This window comes from Sinorhizobium meliloti (genome assembly GCF_017876815.1).
GTDB lineage: Bacteria > Pseudomonadota > Alphaproteobacteria > Rhizobiales > Rhizobiaceae > Sinorhizobium > Sinorhizobium meliloti.
Window position 1 is genome coordinate 1,340,339 of the sequence record NZ_JAGIOS010000003.1, and the last position, 15,347, is coordinate 1,355,685.

Annotated in this window: 11 protein-coding genes, 1 tRNA gene and 3 pseudogenes; 8 read left to right on the forward strand and 7 right to left on the reverse strand. The window is 59.4% G+C overall.

Annotation, left to right across the window (positions count from 1 at the left end):
- Nucleotides 1-261: 261 nt before the first annotated feature.
- From groL to JOH52_RS32960, 4 genes are all read right to left on the reverse strand, one after another.
- Nucleotides 262-1,899: a chaperonin GroEL gene (gene groL, locus JOH52_RS32945; RefSeq protein WP_014530987.1), complete on the reverse strand. Its 1,638-nt coding sequence runs from the start codon at nt 1,897-1,899 to the stop codon at nt 262-264.
- Nucleotides 1,900-1,974: 75 nt separating this feature from the next.
- A complete protein-coding gene (gene groES / locus JOH52_RS32950) occupies nt 1,975-2,271 on the reverse strand; it encodes a co-chaperone GroES (protein WP_014530988.1) in 297 nt (98 codons plus the stop codon).
- Between the two features lie 247 nt (nt 2,272-2,518).
- Nucleotides 2,519-3,462 (reverse strand): IS630 family transposase gene (locus JOH52_RS32955; RefSeq protein ID WP_013845244.1). Its coding sequence is split into 2 segments (ribosomal slippage): nt 2,519-3,126 and nt 3,126-3,462, totalling 945 coding nucleotides; the frame shifts between segments, so codons are not numbered across the junction.
- A gap of 78 nt (nt 3,463-3,540) precedes the next feature.
- Nucleotides 3,541-3,798, reverse strand: coding sequence for an acyl carrier protein (locus tag JOH52_RS32960; RefSeq protein ID WP_013845245.1), 258 nt, complete (start codon nt 3,796-3,798; stop codon nt 3,541-3,543).
- 101 nt (nt 3,799-3,899) lie between these two features.
- Between JOH52_RS32960 and JOH52_RS32965 the strand changes: the two genes are divergently transcribed.
- Nucleotides 3,900-3,976 (forward strand) — tRNA-Val (locus JOH52_RS32965).
- Between the two features lie 939 nt (nt 3,977-4,915).
- Here the strand turns inward: JOH52_RS32965 and JOH52_RS32970 are convergent.
- On the reverse strand, nt 4,916-5,095 hold the full coding sequence (locus JOH52_RS32970; RefSeq protein WP_013845247.1) for a hypothetical protein: 180 nt from the start codon (nt 5,093-5,095) through the stop codon (nt 4,916-4,918).
- Between the two features lie 770 nt (nt 5,096-5,865).
- On the opposite strand from JOH52_RS32970, the gene JOH52_RS32975 reads away from it, so the two are divergent.
- Complete coding sequence (locus tag JOH52_RS32975; protein ID WP_014530994.1) at nt 5,866-6,489, forward strand: putative metallopeptidase; 624 nt, start codon at nt 5,866-5,868, stop codon at nt 6,487-6,489.
- On the opposite strand, the gene JOH52_RS32980 is transcribed toward JOH52_RS32975, so the two are convergent.
- Together JOH52_RS32980 and JOH52_RS32985 are read right to left on the reverse strand one after the other, a co-directional pair.
- Nucleotides 6,490-6,735: a hypothetical protein gene (locus JOH52_RS32980; RefSeq protein ID WP_017277577.1), complete on the reverse strand. Its 246-nt coding sequence runs from the start codon at nt 6,733-6,735 to the stop codon at nt 6,490-6,492. It lies immediately after the preceding gene.
- 309 nt (nt 6,736-7,044) lie between these two features.
- Nucleotides 7,045-7,210 (reverse strand): annotated as a pseudogene (locus JOH52_RS32985) (2Fe-2S iron-sulfur cluster-binding protein); the annotation flags it as partial.
- 378 nt (nt 7,211-7,588) lie between these two features.
- Between JOH52_RS32985 and JOH52_RS32990 the strand changes: the two are divergent.
- The 6 genes and pseudogenes from JOH52_RS32990 (at nt 7,589) to JOH52_RS33015 (ending at nt 15,293) form a co-directional block, all read left to right on the forward strand.
- Nucleotides 7,589-8,424: pseudogene (locus tag JOH52_RS32990) on the forward strand (IS5-like element ISRm4-1 family transposase).
- Between the two features lie 257 nt (nt 8,425-8,681).
- Nucleotides 8,682-9,884, forward strand: a complete 1,203-nt coding sequence (locus JOH52_RS32995; protein WP_014531000.1) for a cytochrome P450 — start codon at nt 8,682-8,684, stop codon at nt 9,882-9,884.
- Between the two features lie 94 nt (nt 9,885-9,978).
- Nucleotides 9,979-10,703, forward strand: a pseudogene (locus JOH52_RS33000) (cytochrome P450); the annotation flags it as partial.
- 546 nt (nt 10,704-11,249) lie between these two features.
- Nucleotides 11,250-13,199 carry a multicopper oxidase family protein gene (locus JOH52_RS33005; protein ID WP_013845251.1) on the forward strand — a complete coding sequence of 650 codons (1,950 nt, stop codon included), beginning with the start codon at nt 11,250-11,252 and terminating at the stop codon, nt 13,197-13,199.
- 27 nt (nt 13,200-13,226) lie between these two features.
- Nucleotides 13,227-13,619 carry a hypothetical protein gene (locus tag JOH52_RS33010; RefSeq protein WP_014528052.1) on the forward strand — a complete coding sequence of 131 codons (393 nt, stop codon included), beginning with the start codon at nt 13,227-13,229 and terminating at the stop codon, nt 13,617-13,619.
- 63 nt (nt 13,620-13,682) lie between these two features.
- Complete coding sequence (locus JOH52_RS33015) at nt 13,683-15,293, forward strand: tyrosinase family protein (RefSeq protein ID WP_017274288.1); 1,611 nt, start codon at nt 13,683-13,685, stop codon at nt 15,291-15,293.
- Nucleotides 15,294-15,347: the final 54 nt, after the last annotated feature.

Genomic DNA, 15,347 nt, shown 5'->3' on the forward strand with positions numbered 1-15,347 from the left:
CGGCTGTGGTGCCGCTCCCCACGGCCCTGCGGCTTGGAAGGTGACAATCCGACAGCCGGCCGCCGGGCGGGATGACGGCCGGCCCCGAGACGATCCTCATGCAGAGATTCACATCCAAGAAGGTGGCCAGCAGACCGGATGATCAGCGTCGGATCGACCTGTCTCAACGAGATCGCTCGCGTCTCTTTGTTGCGTACAAAAAAGGGCGGCCCGAGAGCCGCCCTTCGGATCCGGATGGATCGTGCTAAGGCTGTCGCCTTATCACATCATGTCCATTCCACCCATTCCGCCCATGCCGCCAGGCATTGCCGGAGCGTCCTTCTTCGGCAGTTCGGCGATCATGGCTTCGGTGGTGATGAGCAGCGAAGCAACCGAGGCTGCGTCCTGAAGCGCGGTGCGAACGACCTTGACCGGGTCGATAATGCCCATGGCGATCATGTCGCCATATTCGCCGGTCTGTGCGTTGTAACCGAAGTCGTCGGTGTCCTTCTCGAGGATCTTGCCGACAACGATGGATGCTTCGTCGCCAGCGTTTTCGACGATCTGGCGGGCCGGAGACTGCAGAGCGCGGCGAACGATGTTGACGCCGGCATCCTGGTCGTCGTTTTCACCCTTAACGGTGATCTTGACGGAGGAACGCAGCAGGGCAACGCCGCCGCCCGGTACGATGCCTTCCTGAACGGCAGCCCGCGTCGCGTTGAGGGCGTCGTCGATGCGGTCCTTCTTTTCCTTCACTTCGACTTCCGTCGCACCGCCGACGCGGATGACAGCGACGCCGCCGGCGAGCTTGGCAAGGCGCTCCTGCAGCTTCTCACGGTCGTAGTCGGAGGTGGTTTCTTCGATCTGGGCCTTGATCTGAGCGACGCGGCCTTCGATGTCGGACTTCTGGCCGGCGCCGTCGACGATCGTCGTGTTTTCCTTGGTGATCGAAACCTTCTTAGCGCGGCCGAGCATGTCGAGCGTGACGCTTTCGAGTTTGATGCCGAGGTCTTCCGAGATCACCGTGCCGCCCGTCAGGATGGCGATGTCTTCGAGCATGGCCTTGCGGCGGTCGCCGAAGCCCGGGGCCTTGACGGCAGCGATCTTCAGGCCGCCACGCAGCTTGTTGACGACGAGCGTTGCGAGTGCTTCGCCTTCGACGTCTTCAGCGATGATGAGGAGCGGCTTGCCGGTCTGCACGACGGCTTCGAGAACCGGGAGCATCGCCTGGAGGTTGGAGAGCTTCTTCTCGTGCAGGAGAATGAAAGCGTCTTCGAGGTCGGCGACCATCTTTTCCGGGTTGGTGACGAAGTAGGGCGACAGGTAGCCGCGGTCGAACTGCATGCCTTCGACGACTTCGAGCTCGGTCTCGGCGGTCTTGGCTTCTTCAACCGTGATGACGCCTTCGTTGCCGACCTTCTGCATCGCTTCGGCAATGTCGAGGCCGATCTGCTTTTCGCCGTTTGCCGAGATCGTGCCGACCTGGGCGACTTCGTCCGAGGTGTTGATCGTCTTGGCCTTGGCGAGCAGGTCCTTGACCACTTCGGCGACAGCCAGGTCGATACCGCGCTTCAGGTCCATCGGGTTCATGCCGGCGGCAACGGCCTTCGCGCCTTCGCGAACGATCGCCTGGGCGAGAACGGTTGCAGTCGTCGTGCCGTCACCGGCAATGTCGTTGGTCTTCGAAGCGACTTCGCGGACCATCTGGGCGCCCATGTTCTCGAACTTGTCTTCGAGTTCGATCTCCTTGGCGACGGTGACGCCGTCCTTGGTGATGCGCGGCGCGCCGAACGACTTGTCGATAACGACGTTGCGGCCCTTCGGGCCGAGCGTCACCTTGACTGCGTCGGCGAGGATGTCGACGCCGCGCAGCATCTTTTCGCGCGCGCTGCGGCCGAACTTGACTTCTTTAGCTGCCATTTTGAAAGCTCCTGGTTTCGAAATTCCGGAACTGGTCCGGTTTCAAATTGCGGAAGTTTGAAGGGTTGCCGGCGATCAGCCGATGACACCCATGATGTCGGCTTCCTTCATGATCAGAAGGTCTTCGCCGTTGATCTTGACTTCGCTGCCGGACCACTTGCCGAACAGGATGCGGTCGCCGGCCTTGACGTCGAGCGGAACAACCTTGCCGCTTTCGTCACGGGCACCCGAACCGACAGCGACGATTTCGCCTTCCTGCGGCTTTTCCTTAGCGGTGTCCGGAATGATGATGCCGCCCTTGGTCTTTTCTTCAGACTCGACGCGGCGGACGACAACGCGGTCGTGCAGCGGACGGAAATTGGTGCTTGCCATTGTCTAATCCCTCGATCATTGACACTGCGGATTTTGAACGACCCGGTGGTGGTTGTTAGCACTCTTCACACGAGAGTGCTAGCTCCGTGGCTGAGATACGTTCGTCGCAGATCTGTCGTCGCGGGACATCATTGCAGGACAGCTTTGAGACCTGTTCGGAAGCGCGAGACAGTGAAGGGATGGGAAAACTCCACCTTCGTCCCAGCACGACTCATTTTACCCTTGCTGCGGCTAGAGCACGTCCACTTTAATCCGGGTCATATCCTGCTGCTGCGAAGTAGTTCGCACACTCTTGCGGCTCGAAGAGCTTGACGATGTCGCCAACGGTGTTCCACAGGGCGTCGACGGAGCGTTCGGCCCTTGCCCGCAGAAGCGCCTTGAGCTTTGAGAAGGCGTTTTCGATCGGGTTGAAGTCGGGGCTATAGGGCGGGAGATAGAGCAGCGTGCAGCCAGCGGTTTCTATGGCCTGTCGGATGCCATCTGCCTTGTGGGCCGGCAGGTTGTCCATGACGACGATGTCGCCGGGCGTGAAGGTTGGCACGAGAACCTGCTCGACATAGGCCTTGAAAGCAACTCCGTTCATCGCCCCGTCAAGGACCATTGGCGCGGTCATGCCGGAGAGCCTGAGCGCCCCGGTGAACGTCGTAGTTTTCCAATGACCGTGCGGAACGCCCGATCGGCAACGCTCTCCGCGCGGAGAGCGACCGCGAAGTCGGGACATCTTCGTGGAAAGACCCGTCTCGTCTATGAAGACGAGGCGGGCTGGATCGAGATCAAGCTGTGCATCGAACCAGTCCTGACGCCGCTTCAGGAGGTCTGGCCGCTCCTGCTCCAATGCATGTGCGGTCTTTTTTTGAATGTGAAGCCGCGCTTGCGCAGCCAGACGTCGAGGGTGCTGCGGCCGATAGAGACGGATCGGTCCTCTTCCAGACGCAAAACCATCTCGTTCAGCGTGATGTCCTTCGACGCCTCGATCATGCCGATGATGAAAGCCTCATGATCGTCGAGACGGGAACCTCCAGGTCGACCCTGCTTGGCAGCGCTCACCTGACCCTGCCGGGCGCTCGCGATCCAGGCAATCGCCGTCGAAATCCCGATCCCGAGCCGCGCTGCAGTCGACCGCGCGGACATCCCACCAGCCGACGCAGCCAGAACCCGGTGGCGAAGATCATCACTCAATGCTCGGGCCATATTCCCTCCGACAAATCAAAGACAGCAGGAGGGAATCACAGAACGCTCTGAAAAGGAATCCTCACGCCGATTCCGCTTTCATCGGACGCGCTTGGTTTTCGACGTAACCACGTAAATTGCATCTCCGACCGTGATCACGGCCTTTGCCACGTCATCTGAAAGTTCGATATTGAACTCGTCCTGAATCATCATGACGATTTGAGCGACTTCGAGAAAGTCGGCGCCGAGGTCATCGACCAGAGACGCGTCGTCCACAGCATGGGCAGGGTCGACGCCCAACTGCTCGACGATTATTGCTCTTATACGGTTAGAGACGTCCGCGCTGGATTTTTCCACCGGTGTCCTCCCTTAAAGCATGATCACGCTTCTCCCGGCCTGCTCGGGCACCGAGACGTGAGCATAATCATCGCTTTTCTCTATACCATTAATCTCGACGTCGCAGACAGGGCATCTGGTAAGCCGCGTGGCTCACACAACCACGAAAGACCGGGTTCGATTCCCGGGCCTGCAACCAACACACAAACCGGCCACCCCGTTTCATCTTAGGGGCGTCTGAGGAACCACTTCCGGTACATCGGGGGGCACCTCATTCTCTGGAACGAACCAAAGTATGCTCACCATGAGAGCGATGGGGATGCTGATGAGTAAAAGGAAGGCGACGGCGGCTCTTCCTCACATTAAATAACGTTAAGATGGTTGGACGAAGCCTCAGCCAAGGTGGCCAGCGCGAGTGGCGCATTGTATAGGCGCCTGGAGGGTAGCTCTCAGCCCGCGCCCGCCCATCGGTGACGGTTTTTCGTTTTCAGGAGCGTAAATGAACACCCCTTCCCGAAGAGCGACCAGCGCATCTCTGAGGGCCCATACCGCGTCCACTTCTATGAGAAATGCAACCATTCGCCAGCGTCGTGTTTGGTGCCGCAGGCAATAAGTGAGATCAAGAGAAAGGGTTCGCCGACCGGACACCCACTCTGCCGATTTACGAGGAACGCTGCGTGGCAGCTATCGGTGAAGACGGCAAGGCAATGGCCTTGCTCACCTACGTCTGCGTCGGGGAGGAAATCACGCTCGGCTACACGGCCACCCGATCATCGACGGAAAGGTACCCACATCGTTCTCTTCAATGCCCTTGTCGACAGAGCCACAAAGCAAGGAAATATCGTTTCAATCGACTCCCGTACGCACGCCAACAACCTGGCCGCCCAAGCAGCATTCGAAGCGCAAGGTAGGACAAAAGAATACATCACGTATACCTATCCGCTGAAGGATCGGCGCGACGGCAAAGGGCCCACGGATGAGGAGATGAGGATGCCCGAATACTCGTCGAGCCCTTCGAGGCCCAGACGGCCTCAAGAGCATGCAGGCCTTCATAAACGAGAGAAGGCAGCAGAAGGATATGCGCTCCACCAGGCAGTGCCGGAAAGCAAATACCGGTGGGTACTGATCTTTTCCTCGCTCAGCAGCGCGCAAAGACCAGCCACATGAGCGAGAAGGCAGAGGTGAACAGCACCCACCGATTGCTTTCCCGCACTGCCTGGTGGAACGAATAGCCCTTGGCCGCCCACTCGTTGATGAGCACTTCCATGCCCGGCATACCCGTAGGGTCGGAATCGTATTCAACGACGCGGTAGGGCATGGTGGCCTCTTTGTGTGGGAGTAGCCCGCTCGGTACGCTTCTTCGAGCGGCAGCGGGACTTGTTATATGGGAGGGCCGTGAGCTTAGCGCTGCTTAGCACGCATACTGTGCGCCATTCGCGCTGGCCACCATCAACTATGACAGGCCCCGGTGAGGGAACTTCACCGGTGTCGCCTTGCTTTGCTCGCATTCATCGATCGTGATGGGGGATGGATAAGGCAGGCATCGCATTTATGGGTTTAATACTCGTCCTCATCTCTCTCGTGTTGAGCATCCTGGCAGTCGATCGAACATCGATAGAAGCGCGCCCGAATACGCAGGCGCTGGTTCCCACCGACTACCGGTGAGATTGTTTGCGCCCGCGGGAATTCTGGCGGACCTGACAGTTTCCCAGGAAGACTTAAAACCCGCCTCGGGAGGCGGGTGATCAGTTCGCCATCGTGAAGTCTGGTTCCACGTCCGCCCCAAGTCGGGCTTTCCATCAGGAGCCATCCAGCAGCAATGTCCTCGAACGAGTTCACTTCTTGTTCCTAGTTATTTAGGCAACCCTTATGTGAACGATGCCCGGTTAGTGCAATGCCAGCATTGTAAATAGGACGACGGCGGCAAGGACGGAGAGGAGAAGGATAGTACCTTCTTTCATGGCATTGTTACTCCTGCCCCAATTCAGAAAATATGGGGAATCGGACGTCTCTTCACCCATCCGGCCGGCAAACGCAAGAGATCACCATGGCAGGTAAGGACGAACTGCCTGATTGGGGCGCCGGGCTTTGAGGCTGCAACCTCCGATCTCGCTCTTCGAGAATATCAGCTCCCCGGCCTTCATTCCCGCCGAAAATATGCCAGAATGGATAAAGGCGACCTTCCTCAATCCTTCGCTCACCCTCCACAACGAGCAGCACGCTCACCTTGCATATGCCGAGATCGGCTTTCTCTGGACCGTAGTCGAGAACAGCCGCAAAGGCCGCCGCATCATCGGCGACTGCGAGGAGGGAAAACCTCAGGGCGCCATGGGCAAATGGCCCCGCGCCCGAGCAGAGATGCAGGTAAGGCAGTGGTTCGGCTTCGTCCCGGATTTCATCATCACGCTCGATGCCGAATACTGCCGGGCATGTGGCGATGCAGAATTCATGGCGCTCGTCGAGCACGAGCTCTACCACGCCGCCCAAGAGACGGATGCATTCGGTGCTCCGAAGTTCGGCCGGTCGACAGGGCGCCCCGTCTTCACTATCCGCGGACATGACGTGGAAGAGTTCGTCGGCGTTGTTCGGCGCTATGGCGCAGATGCAGCTGGTGTCCGCGCGATCGTAGATGCCGCTAACCGCCCGCCAGAGATAGCCCTGGCTAAGATTATTGCCCACGCTTGCGGCACATGCCAGCTCAGGGTCGCCTGATCAACTCTCGACGATGAGGCCCTGTTGCATCAAGTCCGTAACATTCACTGAGCTGGCATTGAGAGCTTTATCAGCATCAACATATTTGTCAGCGGTCAGGCACAAAAATACGGCCTGCGCCCTGCCGCCTTCAGCTTTCACATCTGGCTGATCAATCGTCACGCCCTGATACGTGCCTTGAGGTATGGCGTGACCGCGGATCTCGCAATCTCCGAGAGCTTCAAGGTTGATCAGGTGTTTAGCCATGCAGATGCGCGGATAGTAGAACAAAGCCCTGGTTAGGTTTTGTCAAGCGTAACATGTTTCTGGTGATGGCGCTGACGAGATATGGTGAAGGCTTTACCGGAAGTACCGCCTCTGCCCTGGCATAGGATGAACATCGTGGGCGGCCATCGGATCAAGCAGGTCGGCGATCGCGGCTCCGCGGCAGGAGCCTACGCCTTCGACGAGGTCGCATTGGAGCTGTGATGACATACGAAGCCGTGACGCTATCCGTCGCCAAAATCCGGTATAGTGTGTCCTGCCTCTCACGGGCCAATCCAGAAATGATACGAGCTATACCTCGTCGCTTAGGCGTCCCAACGGCTTTGAGCAGCAGGCGAGGATATAGCCGTCCTCGACATCCTCATCGGTGATGCCGCCATTGTGCACCATATGAACCGGGCCCCTCGGTCTTGCGGAAGTTGCAGGTGCCGCAGATCCCCATTGCACAGCAAGAGGGATGACGGCCTGCACCTAACAAGACAACTGAGGCCGGGCACATTGCGATCACAGCAATCATCTCGCTCGGCTCAGGTCGCTATCAGCAGGAAATCTCGTCGACGAATTCAAAACGACGGTTTTGAATGCTCGAACACTCTGAGGACTGTCGGCAGGTCCTGAGCAAAAAGGCCGTTCACGAGCTCTGCCATGTGGTCGAGGATGTCCCCGCGCCAGCATGGTCTCCATCGTTCGTGTCCCAATCTCTTTCTTGTCAATCAACCGCCGCGATTCCCGGCATGTATCACGTCAAATCCATCAGAGGCTGCCTCAAAAAGAATTGAGTGATTTCAGCCAGTTGTGATTCCGTCGGATTTGCAAAGATTTGATGGAGATCACGATGGCCTGGACTGAAACCACCCGGCGCAATTATGTCCGGCGGACGAGCGGATATGCAAGCGATGTCACGGATCGCGAATGGGATTTTGTTGCACCGTTCATGCCTGCGCCACGGCGTCTGGGTCGTCCGCGCAAGACTGAATTGCGCGATGTTTTAAACGCCCTTCTCTATATCGCTTCGACAGGCTGCCAGTAGCGGATGCTGCCGAAGGACTTTCCGCCCTGTTCGACGGTGCAGCGATATTTCTATGAATGGCGGGCAATGGGTCTTTGGCCACGGATCAACCATCACCTCGTCATGGAGGCGCGGGAATTGGAGGGGAAAGAAGCCTCGCCGACAGCGGGCGCGATCGACAGCCAAAGCGTTAAAACGACGGAAAGCGGCGGTATTCGTGGCTTTGATGCAGGCAAGAAGATTAAGGGCCGCAAGCGCCACATCATTGTCGACACGCTCGGGCTGATGGTCGGCCTCATGGTGCACAGCGCCGATATTCAGGATCGCGACGGCGCTCCCGATCTCCTGAAATCCATCAAAAACCGGTGGCCGTGGTTGCTTCATGTCTTCGCTGATGGCGGCTATGCGGGCGACAAGCTCAAAAAGCGGCTGCAGAAAATCGGGAAATGGACACTCGAAATCATCAAACGTTCCGACAAGGCCAAAGGTTTTGAAATCCTGCCGCGCCGCTGGGTTCGTCGAGCGGACCTTCGCCTGGCTGGGTCGATGCCGCAGACTGGCCAAGGACTTCGAAAAATCCGTCGCTTCAAGCAGAAGCGTGGATCACCATCGCCCACATCGGCATGCTCACCAGACGCCTTGCAAGATATGGATATCGTTGAAACCTTTTCGAGTCCGACTCTTAGTTGAGACAATAAAACAGGAGAATATTTTTAAATATATTTTTCGTACGTTTCCGGATCTTGACGATATATAGAAGACGTATTGTCGCACTATCAAATAACAGAATATTTTCTTAAATACATCTCTGCTCCTCTTGCCTTAAACAAGTACTACTAGTAGAGCTTCGTCTTACGTCATTCGCTGCCCAGCGCATGCCGGTCCCGCCCTTCCATCGCTTAGAGAGTGAAGTGCCACCATGTCCGAACAACCCTTACCGATGCTGCCGATGTGGCGCGTCGATCACATCGAGCCCTCGCCCGAGATGTTGGCGCTACGCGTCAAAGGTCCGATCCACCGCGTGCGCTTCCCGTCCGGGGACGAAGGCTGGTGGGTGACAGGCTACGACGAGGCCAAGGCGGTACTGTCCGACGCGGCGTTCCGGCCCTCGGGAATGCCGCCAGCGGCAGTCACCTCGGCTACGGTGATTCTCGGTTCGCCGGGGTGGCTGGGCTCGCACGAGGGGAGCGAGCATGCCAGGCTACGCACGATCGTGGCGCCGGCCTTCAGCAGCGGCAGGGTGAAGCTGCTCGCGCAGCAGGTCGAGGCGATCGCAGCGGAGTTGTTCGAGACGCTGGCGGCCCAGCCGCAGCCCGCCGACCTGCGCCGCCACCTCTCCTTTCCGCTTCCGGCCATGGTCATCAGCGCGCTGATGGGCGTGCTCTATGAGGATCACGCCTTTTTCGCCGGGCTGTCCGACAAGGTGATGACGCACCAGCATGAAAGCGGCCCGCGCAGCGCGGCGCGCCTGGCCTGGGAAGAATTGCGCGCCTACATTCGCGGCAAGATGCGAGACAAGCGCCAGGATCCGGGCGACAACCTGCTGACGGATCTACTCGCGGCGGTCGACCAGGGCAAGGCGACCGAGGAAGAGGCGATCGGCCTGGCGGCTGGCATGCTGGTGGCCGGCCACGAGACCACTGTCGCGCAGATCGAATTCGGCCTACTGGCCATGTTCCGCCATCCGCAACAGCGCGAACGCCTGGTCGGCGATCCATCTCTGGTGGACAAGGCGGTGGAGGAAATCCTGCGCATGTACCCGCCGGGCGCGGGCTGGGACGGCATCATGCGCTATCCGAGGACCGACGTGACCATCGCGGGCGTACATATTCCCGCAGAGAGCAAGGTGCTTGTCGGTCTGCCGGCGACATCGTTCGATCCGCGCCATTTTGACGACCCGGAAATCTTCGACGTCGGACGCGAGGAAAAGCCGCATCTGGCCTTCTCCTACGGCCCGCACTACTGCATCGGCGTGGAGCTGGCCAGGCTGGAACTCAGGGTGGTGTTCGGTTCTATCTTCCAGCGATTTCCCGCGCTGCGCCTGGCCGTGGCACCCGAAGAACTGAAGCTGCGCAAGGCGATCATCACGGGCGGGTTCGAAGCGTTCCCGGTGCTCTGGTGATGCGCGGACGCCGCCGCGCATCGCGATCTTTTCCGCAATTTGCCGGGGCGCCTGGCGCGCACCGCCCGGATCAGCCAGCCAAGAGGTAATCAAGATGGACGTGCCAGAAACCACGGCAGCATGCCGGGACGCCTTCGCCGAAATGGCTTCGCCAACCTGCATCCACGACCCGTATCCGTTCATGCGGTGGTTGCGCGAGCATGATCCGGTGCATCGCGCGGAGTCGGGGCTCTTTCTGTTGAGCCGCCACGCCGACATCCACTGGGCGCTCAAGGCGCATACGCGTCTGCGTCGGCTGATCTCGCGCGATTTCACCAGGCGCCAGATCGACAACCTGCGGCCGAGCATCGCGCGCATCGTCGCAGCGCGCCTGGACGGCATGGCGTCCACGCTGGAGCGCGGGGAGGTGGTGGACCTGCATCGGGAATTCGCGCTGGCCTTGCCCATGCTGGTCTTCGCCTGCCCCAGGACGACATGTTCGGGCTCGCCGCCGGCATCGGCGCGATTCTCGAAGGCCTAAGCCCGCACGCCAGCGATCCCCAGCTCGCCGCGGCGGACGCGGCCAGCGCCAGGGTGCAGGCCTACTTCGGCGACCTCATACAGCGCAAGCGCACCGATCCGTGCCACGACATCGTATCGATGCTGGTAGGCGCACACGACGACGATGCCGACACGCTGTCGGATGCGGAGTTGATCAGCATGCTATGGGGCATGCTGCTGGGCGGCTTCGCCACCACTGCTGCGACCATCGACCACGCGGTCCTTGCGATGCTGGCGTATCCCGAACAGCGGCACTGGCTACAGGGAGACGCCGTGGGCGCGTCCGAACGGGCCCGCAACAATTCGGGCCAATCCTATCGGTTACGGGGCCTTCATGGACCCCCATTTTGCCGTCGTAAACCGTTACCGCGTTTACCTAAAGTGACATTGGTAGCGCGGGCGAGGACTGCGTCCCTCTGCTTTTCTGCTTCAGTCAGCATAGCTACAAAGGCTGTCGCCTTCAGGGGGCGAACGGGAGCCGGGAGCTTCTGAAGAATTTTCGAATCTTCTGGCTAGCGGATTTTGCATCCGAAAGCATTGTAAGCACCGACTCGGCGCAATCAGTAGTTTTACAGGGGTGTGCGAGACACCGCTTTGCGCTATATAGTTTGCGAGGCTGAAACGTAATGCACCTGTAACCATCGGATGACCCTCTGGTTCTGATGGGTAACTTCTCATTGGTGAGAAGATTGGATCGGACAACTTCCTTCTATAAACATACGGAGATGAAGTGATCTTCAGACCTCAAGCTGAGGGCCTGTGTGTGTATCACTAACGTCATAGACAATACCCGCTGTCTCGCTCTTGCTCGTTTGGGAGGTTTGATTGTTTGTATCTCACAAAATTGCGCTCTTCGGTGTGGCGAGCGTTCTTTCGGCCGCCCATGTGCTATCGGCTGTTGCTCAAGAGGCCCGGACTGTGAGTAACCCACCAACCTACATATTGGAGCCGATCACGAAATCGCGGGCGAAGCTGGAAACCTTCGCGCAGAACCGGGCGACCTTCCCGGGCGAGGTTCTGCTTGATATGAACGTCACATACCTCGACCGTCAGGTCTACAATCCGGCCACCGCGCGATATGACCGAGTGAGGCTCCGCGGCTATCAGGACGCCCGCCAAGCCCGCCCATCCGGTGCCGACACGCCGCTGGTCGGGCCGACGATCGATGTGCGCCCAGGTGAGACGGTGCGGACAACACTGAACAACATGCTCCCTCAGGATTCGACCTGCGGCATCGGCGGGGGCAGTGCTAATACCCCCCATTGCTTCAACGGTACGAACCTGCATTCTCACGGTCTCTGGGTAAATCCGTCGGGCAATGGCGACAATGTGCTGGTTTCGATCCGCCCCGGCGTCGAGTTCCAATATGAATACAACATCCCCGCCGATCATCCCGCGGGCACCTTCTGGTATCACCCGCACCTGCACGGATCGACCGCATTGCAGGTGTCGAGCGGCATGTCGGGAGCGCTGATTATCCGTGGCGATCGCATGCCGACCCCGACTGAAACCGGAGATCTCGACCGCCTGCTAAAGCAGCCAGACGGCTCCGATATCCCCGAGCGGGTCCTGGTGCTACAGCAGATCCAATATGCTTGCACCGACAGCGACGGCGGCATCACCTATGATTGCAAGCCAGGGCAGGTGGGGGGCATCGAAAGCTACGATCAGTTCGGACCTGGCAGTTGGCCGGCCTCGGGTCGCTTCACCAGCATCAACGGTCAGGTGCTGGGCCAATTGGCGCCGGCGGTGGCTGGATCGATCGAGCGCTGGCGGATGATCCATGCCGGTGTTCGCGACACCATCAATTTCGAGATCCGGCGGAAGACCGGTACGGCCGCATTGCGCACGCTTACCGCGGCGGACACCCACAGATGGATTGACCAGAATTGCGGCAAGGATGCCATCCCGTATGGCGTGGTGGCCCAGGACGGGCTGACAATGGCGCAGGTGCAGATGCGGCAGCAGGCGGTCCTGCAGCCGGGCTACAGGGTTGACGCGCTTGTGGTGCTGCCCGGAGCGGGTGAATACTGCCTCGTCGATGCCGCCGCGCCAGCAGCGGCCAGCGTCAATCAGCTTGGTCCGAGCCGCCGACTTCTCGGCATAGTCACTGCAGTGGAAGGCGATGCCGTCAACGGCGAGATTGGCGCCTATCTGCAGGATTGGCTGATTTCGGCGGCTGAGCGCACCATGGCGCAGGATGTTGCCGGCAAGGTCATCGACGACCTCAAGGGTGAAATGCGGCTTTCAAGTTTCATTCCCCATCCGGACATCGCACCGGGGGAGGTCACGGGCGAGCAGCAGCTGGTGTTCAACATTGATGTCAAGCAGCCGGGCGGCACCTTCTTCGAGATTGACGGTAAGCCCTATGATACGAGCCGCATCGACCGGACGCTGCCGCTTGGCGGAGTCGATGAATGGACGCTCAGGTCGGATTTCGTCAGCCATCCGTTCCATATCCATGTCAATCCGTTCCAAATCATCAAGATCGTCGATGCGGCCGGCAATGATGTCAGCGCCCTTGGTGCCAATGATGACGGCGACCCGCAATATGCGGGACTGAAGAATGTCTGGAAGGACACGCTGTGGATTAAGAATCCCGGCACCGACCCCTCGACGAGTTACACGATTACCGTGCGGACGCGCTACCAGCGCTACATCGGCGAGTTCGTCTTGCATTGCCACATTCTCGATCATGAGGACCAGGGGATGATGCAGAACGTCAGGATCACCCTGCCGGACGGCCATGGCGGCACCGTTACCGGCCATCACTAGATAGCTGATCGCCTTTTGGGAGGACATATGAGCTTCGTCGGCACTTGGAGTTATCGGAGCCTGATCAACAATCCCGACCTGTCGACCGATTTCAGTGCCCTGGAATTTGGTCAGGGAACGCTGGTGCTAACCGAGTTGGAGCCGGGCAGGGTTGGCGGAACCATCGGCGGGCCGGGCTGGTCGTTAGAATTGACCGGCGCCGTGCAGCCGGGCGACCCGGTCGAACTGCAATTTACCGGAAAAGGCGAGGTGGCCGGAGAGACCTGGATCTACAGTTATCGCGGCTACGTCGTGCCGAACTGGCCGAACGGCGTCGACCAGAGAGATGCCATTGTCGGCAGCGTCGTCCGCGACGTCCCGCATTCGCACGGGACTGCTGCGGCCGGCTACGTCGCCTCTTGGTATGCCGTGCGGCAGTGATGTTCCACCCCTTGCCGTAGCTGCAAGACATTCTGTCTAACACCTGTTCAGGGGATAATCTCGATGACACGCACGCGATTTCTGACGGTTTCACGCCGCTCTTTCGTCAAAGGCGCAACCGCTGCCGCCGGTACAGCCCTTTTCGCACCAAGCATTCTGCGGGCGGCGACCAAGCATAGGCGCAAGAACATGACCAGCGCCGATGGGCAGAAGGACTTGCAAACTTATATGGATGCCGTGACCGCGATGCTGAAGCTTCCGCCTTCGGATCCGCGCAACTGGTACCGCAATGGCTTCATCCACCTGATGGACTGCCCCCATGGCGACTGGTGGTTCACCAGCTGGCACCGCGGCTATCTTGGCTATTTCGAAGAGACTTGCCGCGAACTGAGCGGCAATCCGGATTTCGCCCTCCCATATTGGGACTGGACGGCCAATCCCGAGGTTCTGCCGCCGCTGTTCGGCACGATTCTCGATCCCGTCAACAGCTCCGCCTACATTCCCGACCACAACCGCTTCCAGGACATCATGCAGGAGCCGATCAAGGCCTATTGGGACAGTCTCAGCTCCGCCCAATTGCAGCAGCAGAACCTGCGCGGCTATCCGGATTTTGATGCGCTATGGAGCGACGCAATGGCGAGCTTCGCCAACCAGCCGAACGCCCGCTTCCTGACGGCGCAGAATCCGAAACTCAATCCCGCCACCCAAACCGCAGTCGACATCGACACCATCAAGGCATCGCTGGCGCCAACAACCTTCGCCAACGACGCGGGCGCTCCGGGTCTCGCTTTCAACAGTCCGGTATCGTCCAGCCACCAGGTGGCACCGGTCGGCTTCTCCATTCTTGAAGGCCAGCCGCATAACCGCGTCCATATGAGCGTCGGCGGCCAGAGCGCTCCCTATGGGCTGATGTCACAGAACCTGTCACCGCTCGACCCGATCTTCTTTCTGCATCATTGCAACATCGATCGGCTGTGGGATGTCTGGACCCGCAAGCAGCAGGCGATGGGCCTGCCCGTCGGGCCAACGGCTGACCAACAGACGCAGTACGATCCGGAACCCTATCTCTTTTATGTCAACGCTGACGGCAGCCCGGTCAGCGACAAGACCAGGGCCGCCGACTATCTCGAAATCGGCGACTTTGACTATGATTATGAGCCTGGCAGCGGCGAAGAGGTGATCCCGGTTGCAACCGCCGGCCGCTCGGCCCCCATTCCGGCATTGGAAGCAGCCGTGTCTGCGTCCGCGGCCGTGGCCATAAACAAACCGGCGACTGCCAAGCTCACCGTTTCGCAGGAGCTCGTGGATGTTGCCGCGAAGCCTTCGGAACAGTCGCGTCAATTCGCGAAGGTCAGCATCGCGCCGCCTATGGACGTTGGCGGACTGAATTTCCTCGTTTTCATTTCCCCCGAGGGAACGACGCCTGATCTCAACCCGGACGGACCGGATTTCGCCGGCAGTTTCGAGTTCTTCGGTGTTCGTCATCATCATACCGACACGGTCAGCTTCACCATACCGATCGACAAGGCGCTCGACAGGCTGATCGACGATGGTAGGCTCAAAGCAGGCGAACCGATCGACTTCGCCGTTGTGGTCGCGCAAGAGGGCAAGCGTGTTGAAGGCAGCATGCCGGCGAAGGCACAGCTGACCGACATTCAGGTGGGCTCGTTCTGAACCGCGCGAGGCACAGAAATCCGCGGGTTATGTTTTCGGTGATGCGCTGGTCGC

Bases quoted from the DNA above. Each gene is read 5' to 3' on its own strand.
- groL (WP_014530987.1), bottom strand. From the start codon at position 1,899: ATGGCAGCTAAAGAAGTCAAGTTCGGCCGCAGCGCGCGCGAAAAGATG.
- JOH52_RS32980 (WP_017277577.1), bottom strand. From the start codon at position 6,735: ATGGCTAAACACCTGATCAACCTTGAAGCTCTCGGAGATTGCGAGATC.
- groES (WP_014530988.1), bottom strand. From the start codon at position 2,271: ATGGCAAGCACCAATTTCCGTCCGCTGCACGACCGCGTTGTCGTCCGC.
- JOH52_RS32970 (WP_013845247.1), bottom strand. From the start codon at position 5,095: ATGCCCTACCGCGTCGTTGAATACGATTCCGACCCTACGGGTATGCCG.
- JOH52_RS32995 (WP_014531000.1), top strand. From the start codon at position 8,682: ATGTCCGAACAACCCTTACCGATGCTGCCGATGTGGCGCGTCGATCAC.
- JOH52_RS33010 (WP_014528052.1), top strand. From the start codon at position 13,227: ATGAGCTTCGTCGGCACTTGGAGTTATCGGAGCCTGATCAACAATCCC.
- JOH52_RS33015 (WP_017274288.1), top strand. From the start codon at position 13,683: ATGACACGCACGCGATTTCTGACGGTTTCACGCCGCTCTTTCGTCAAA.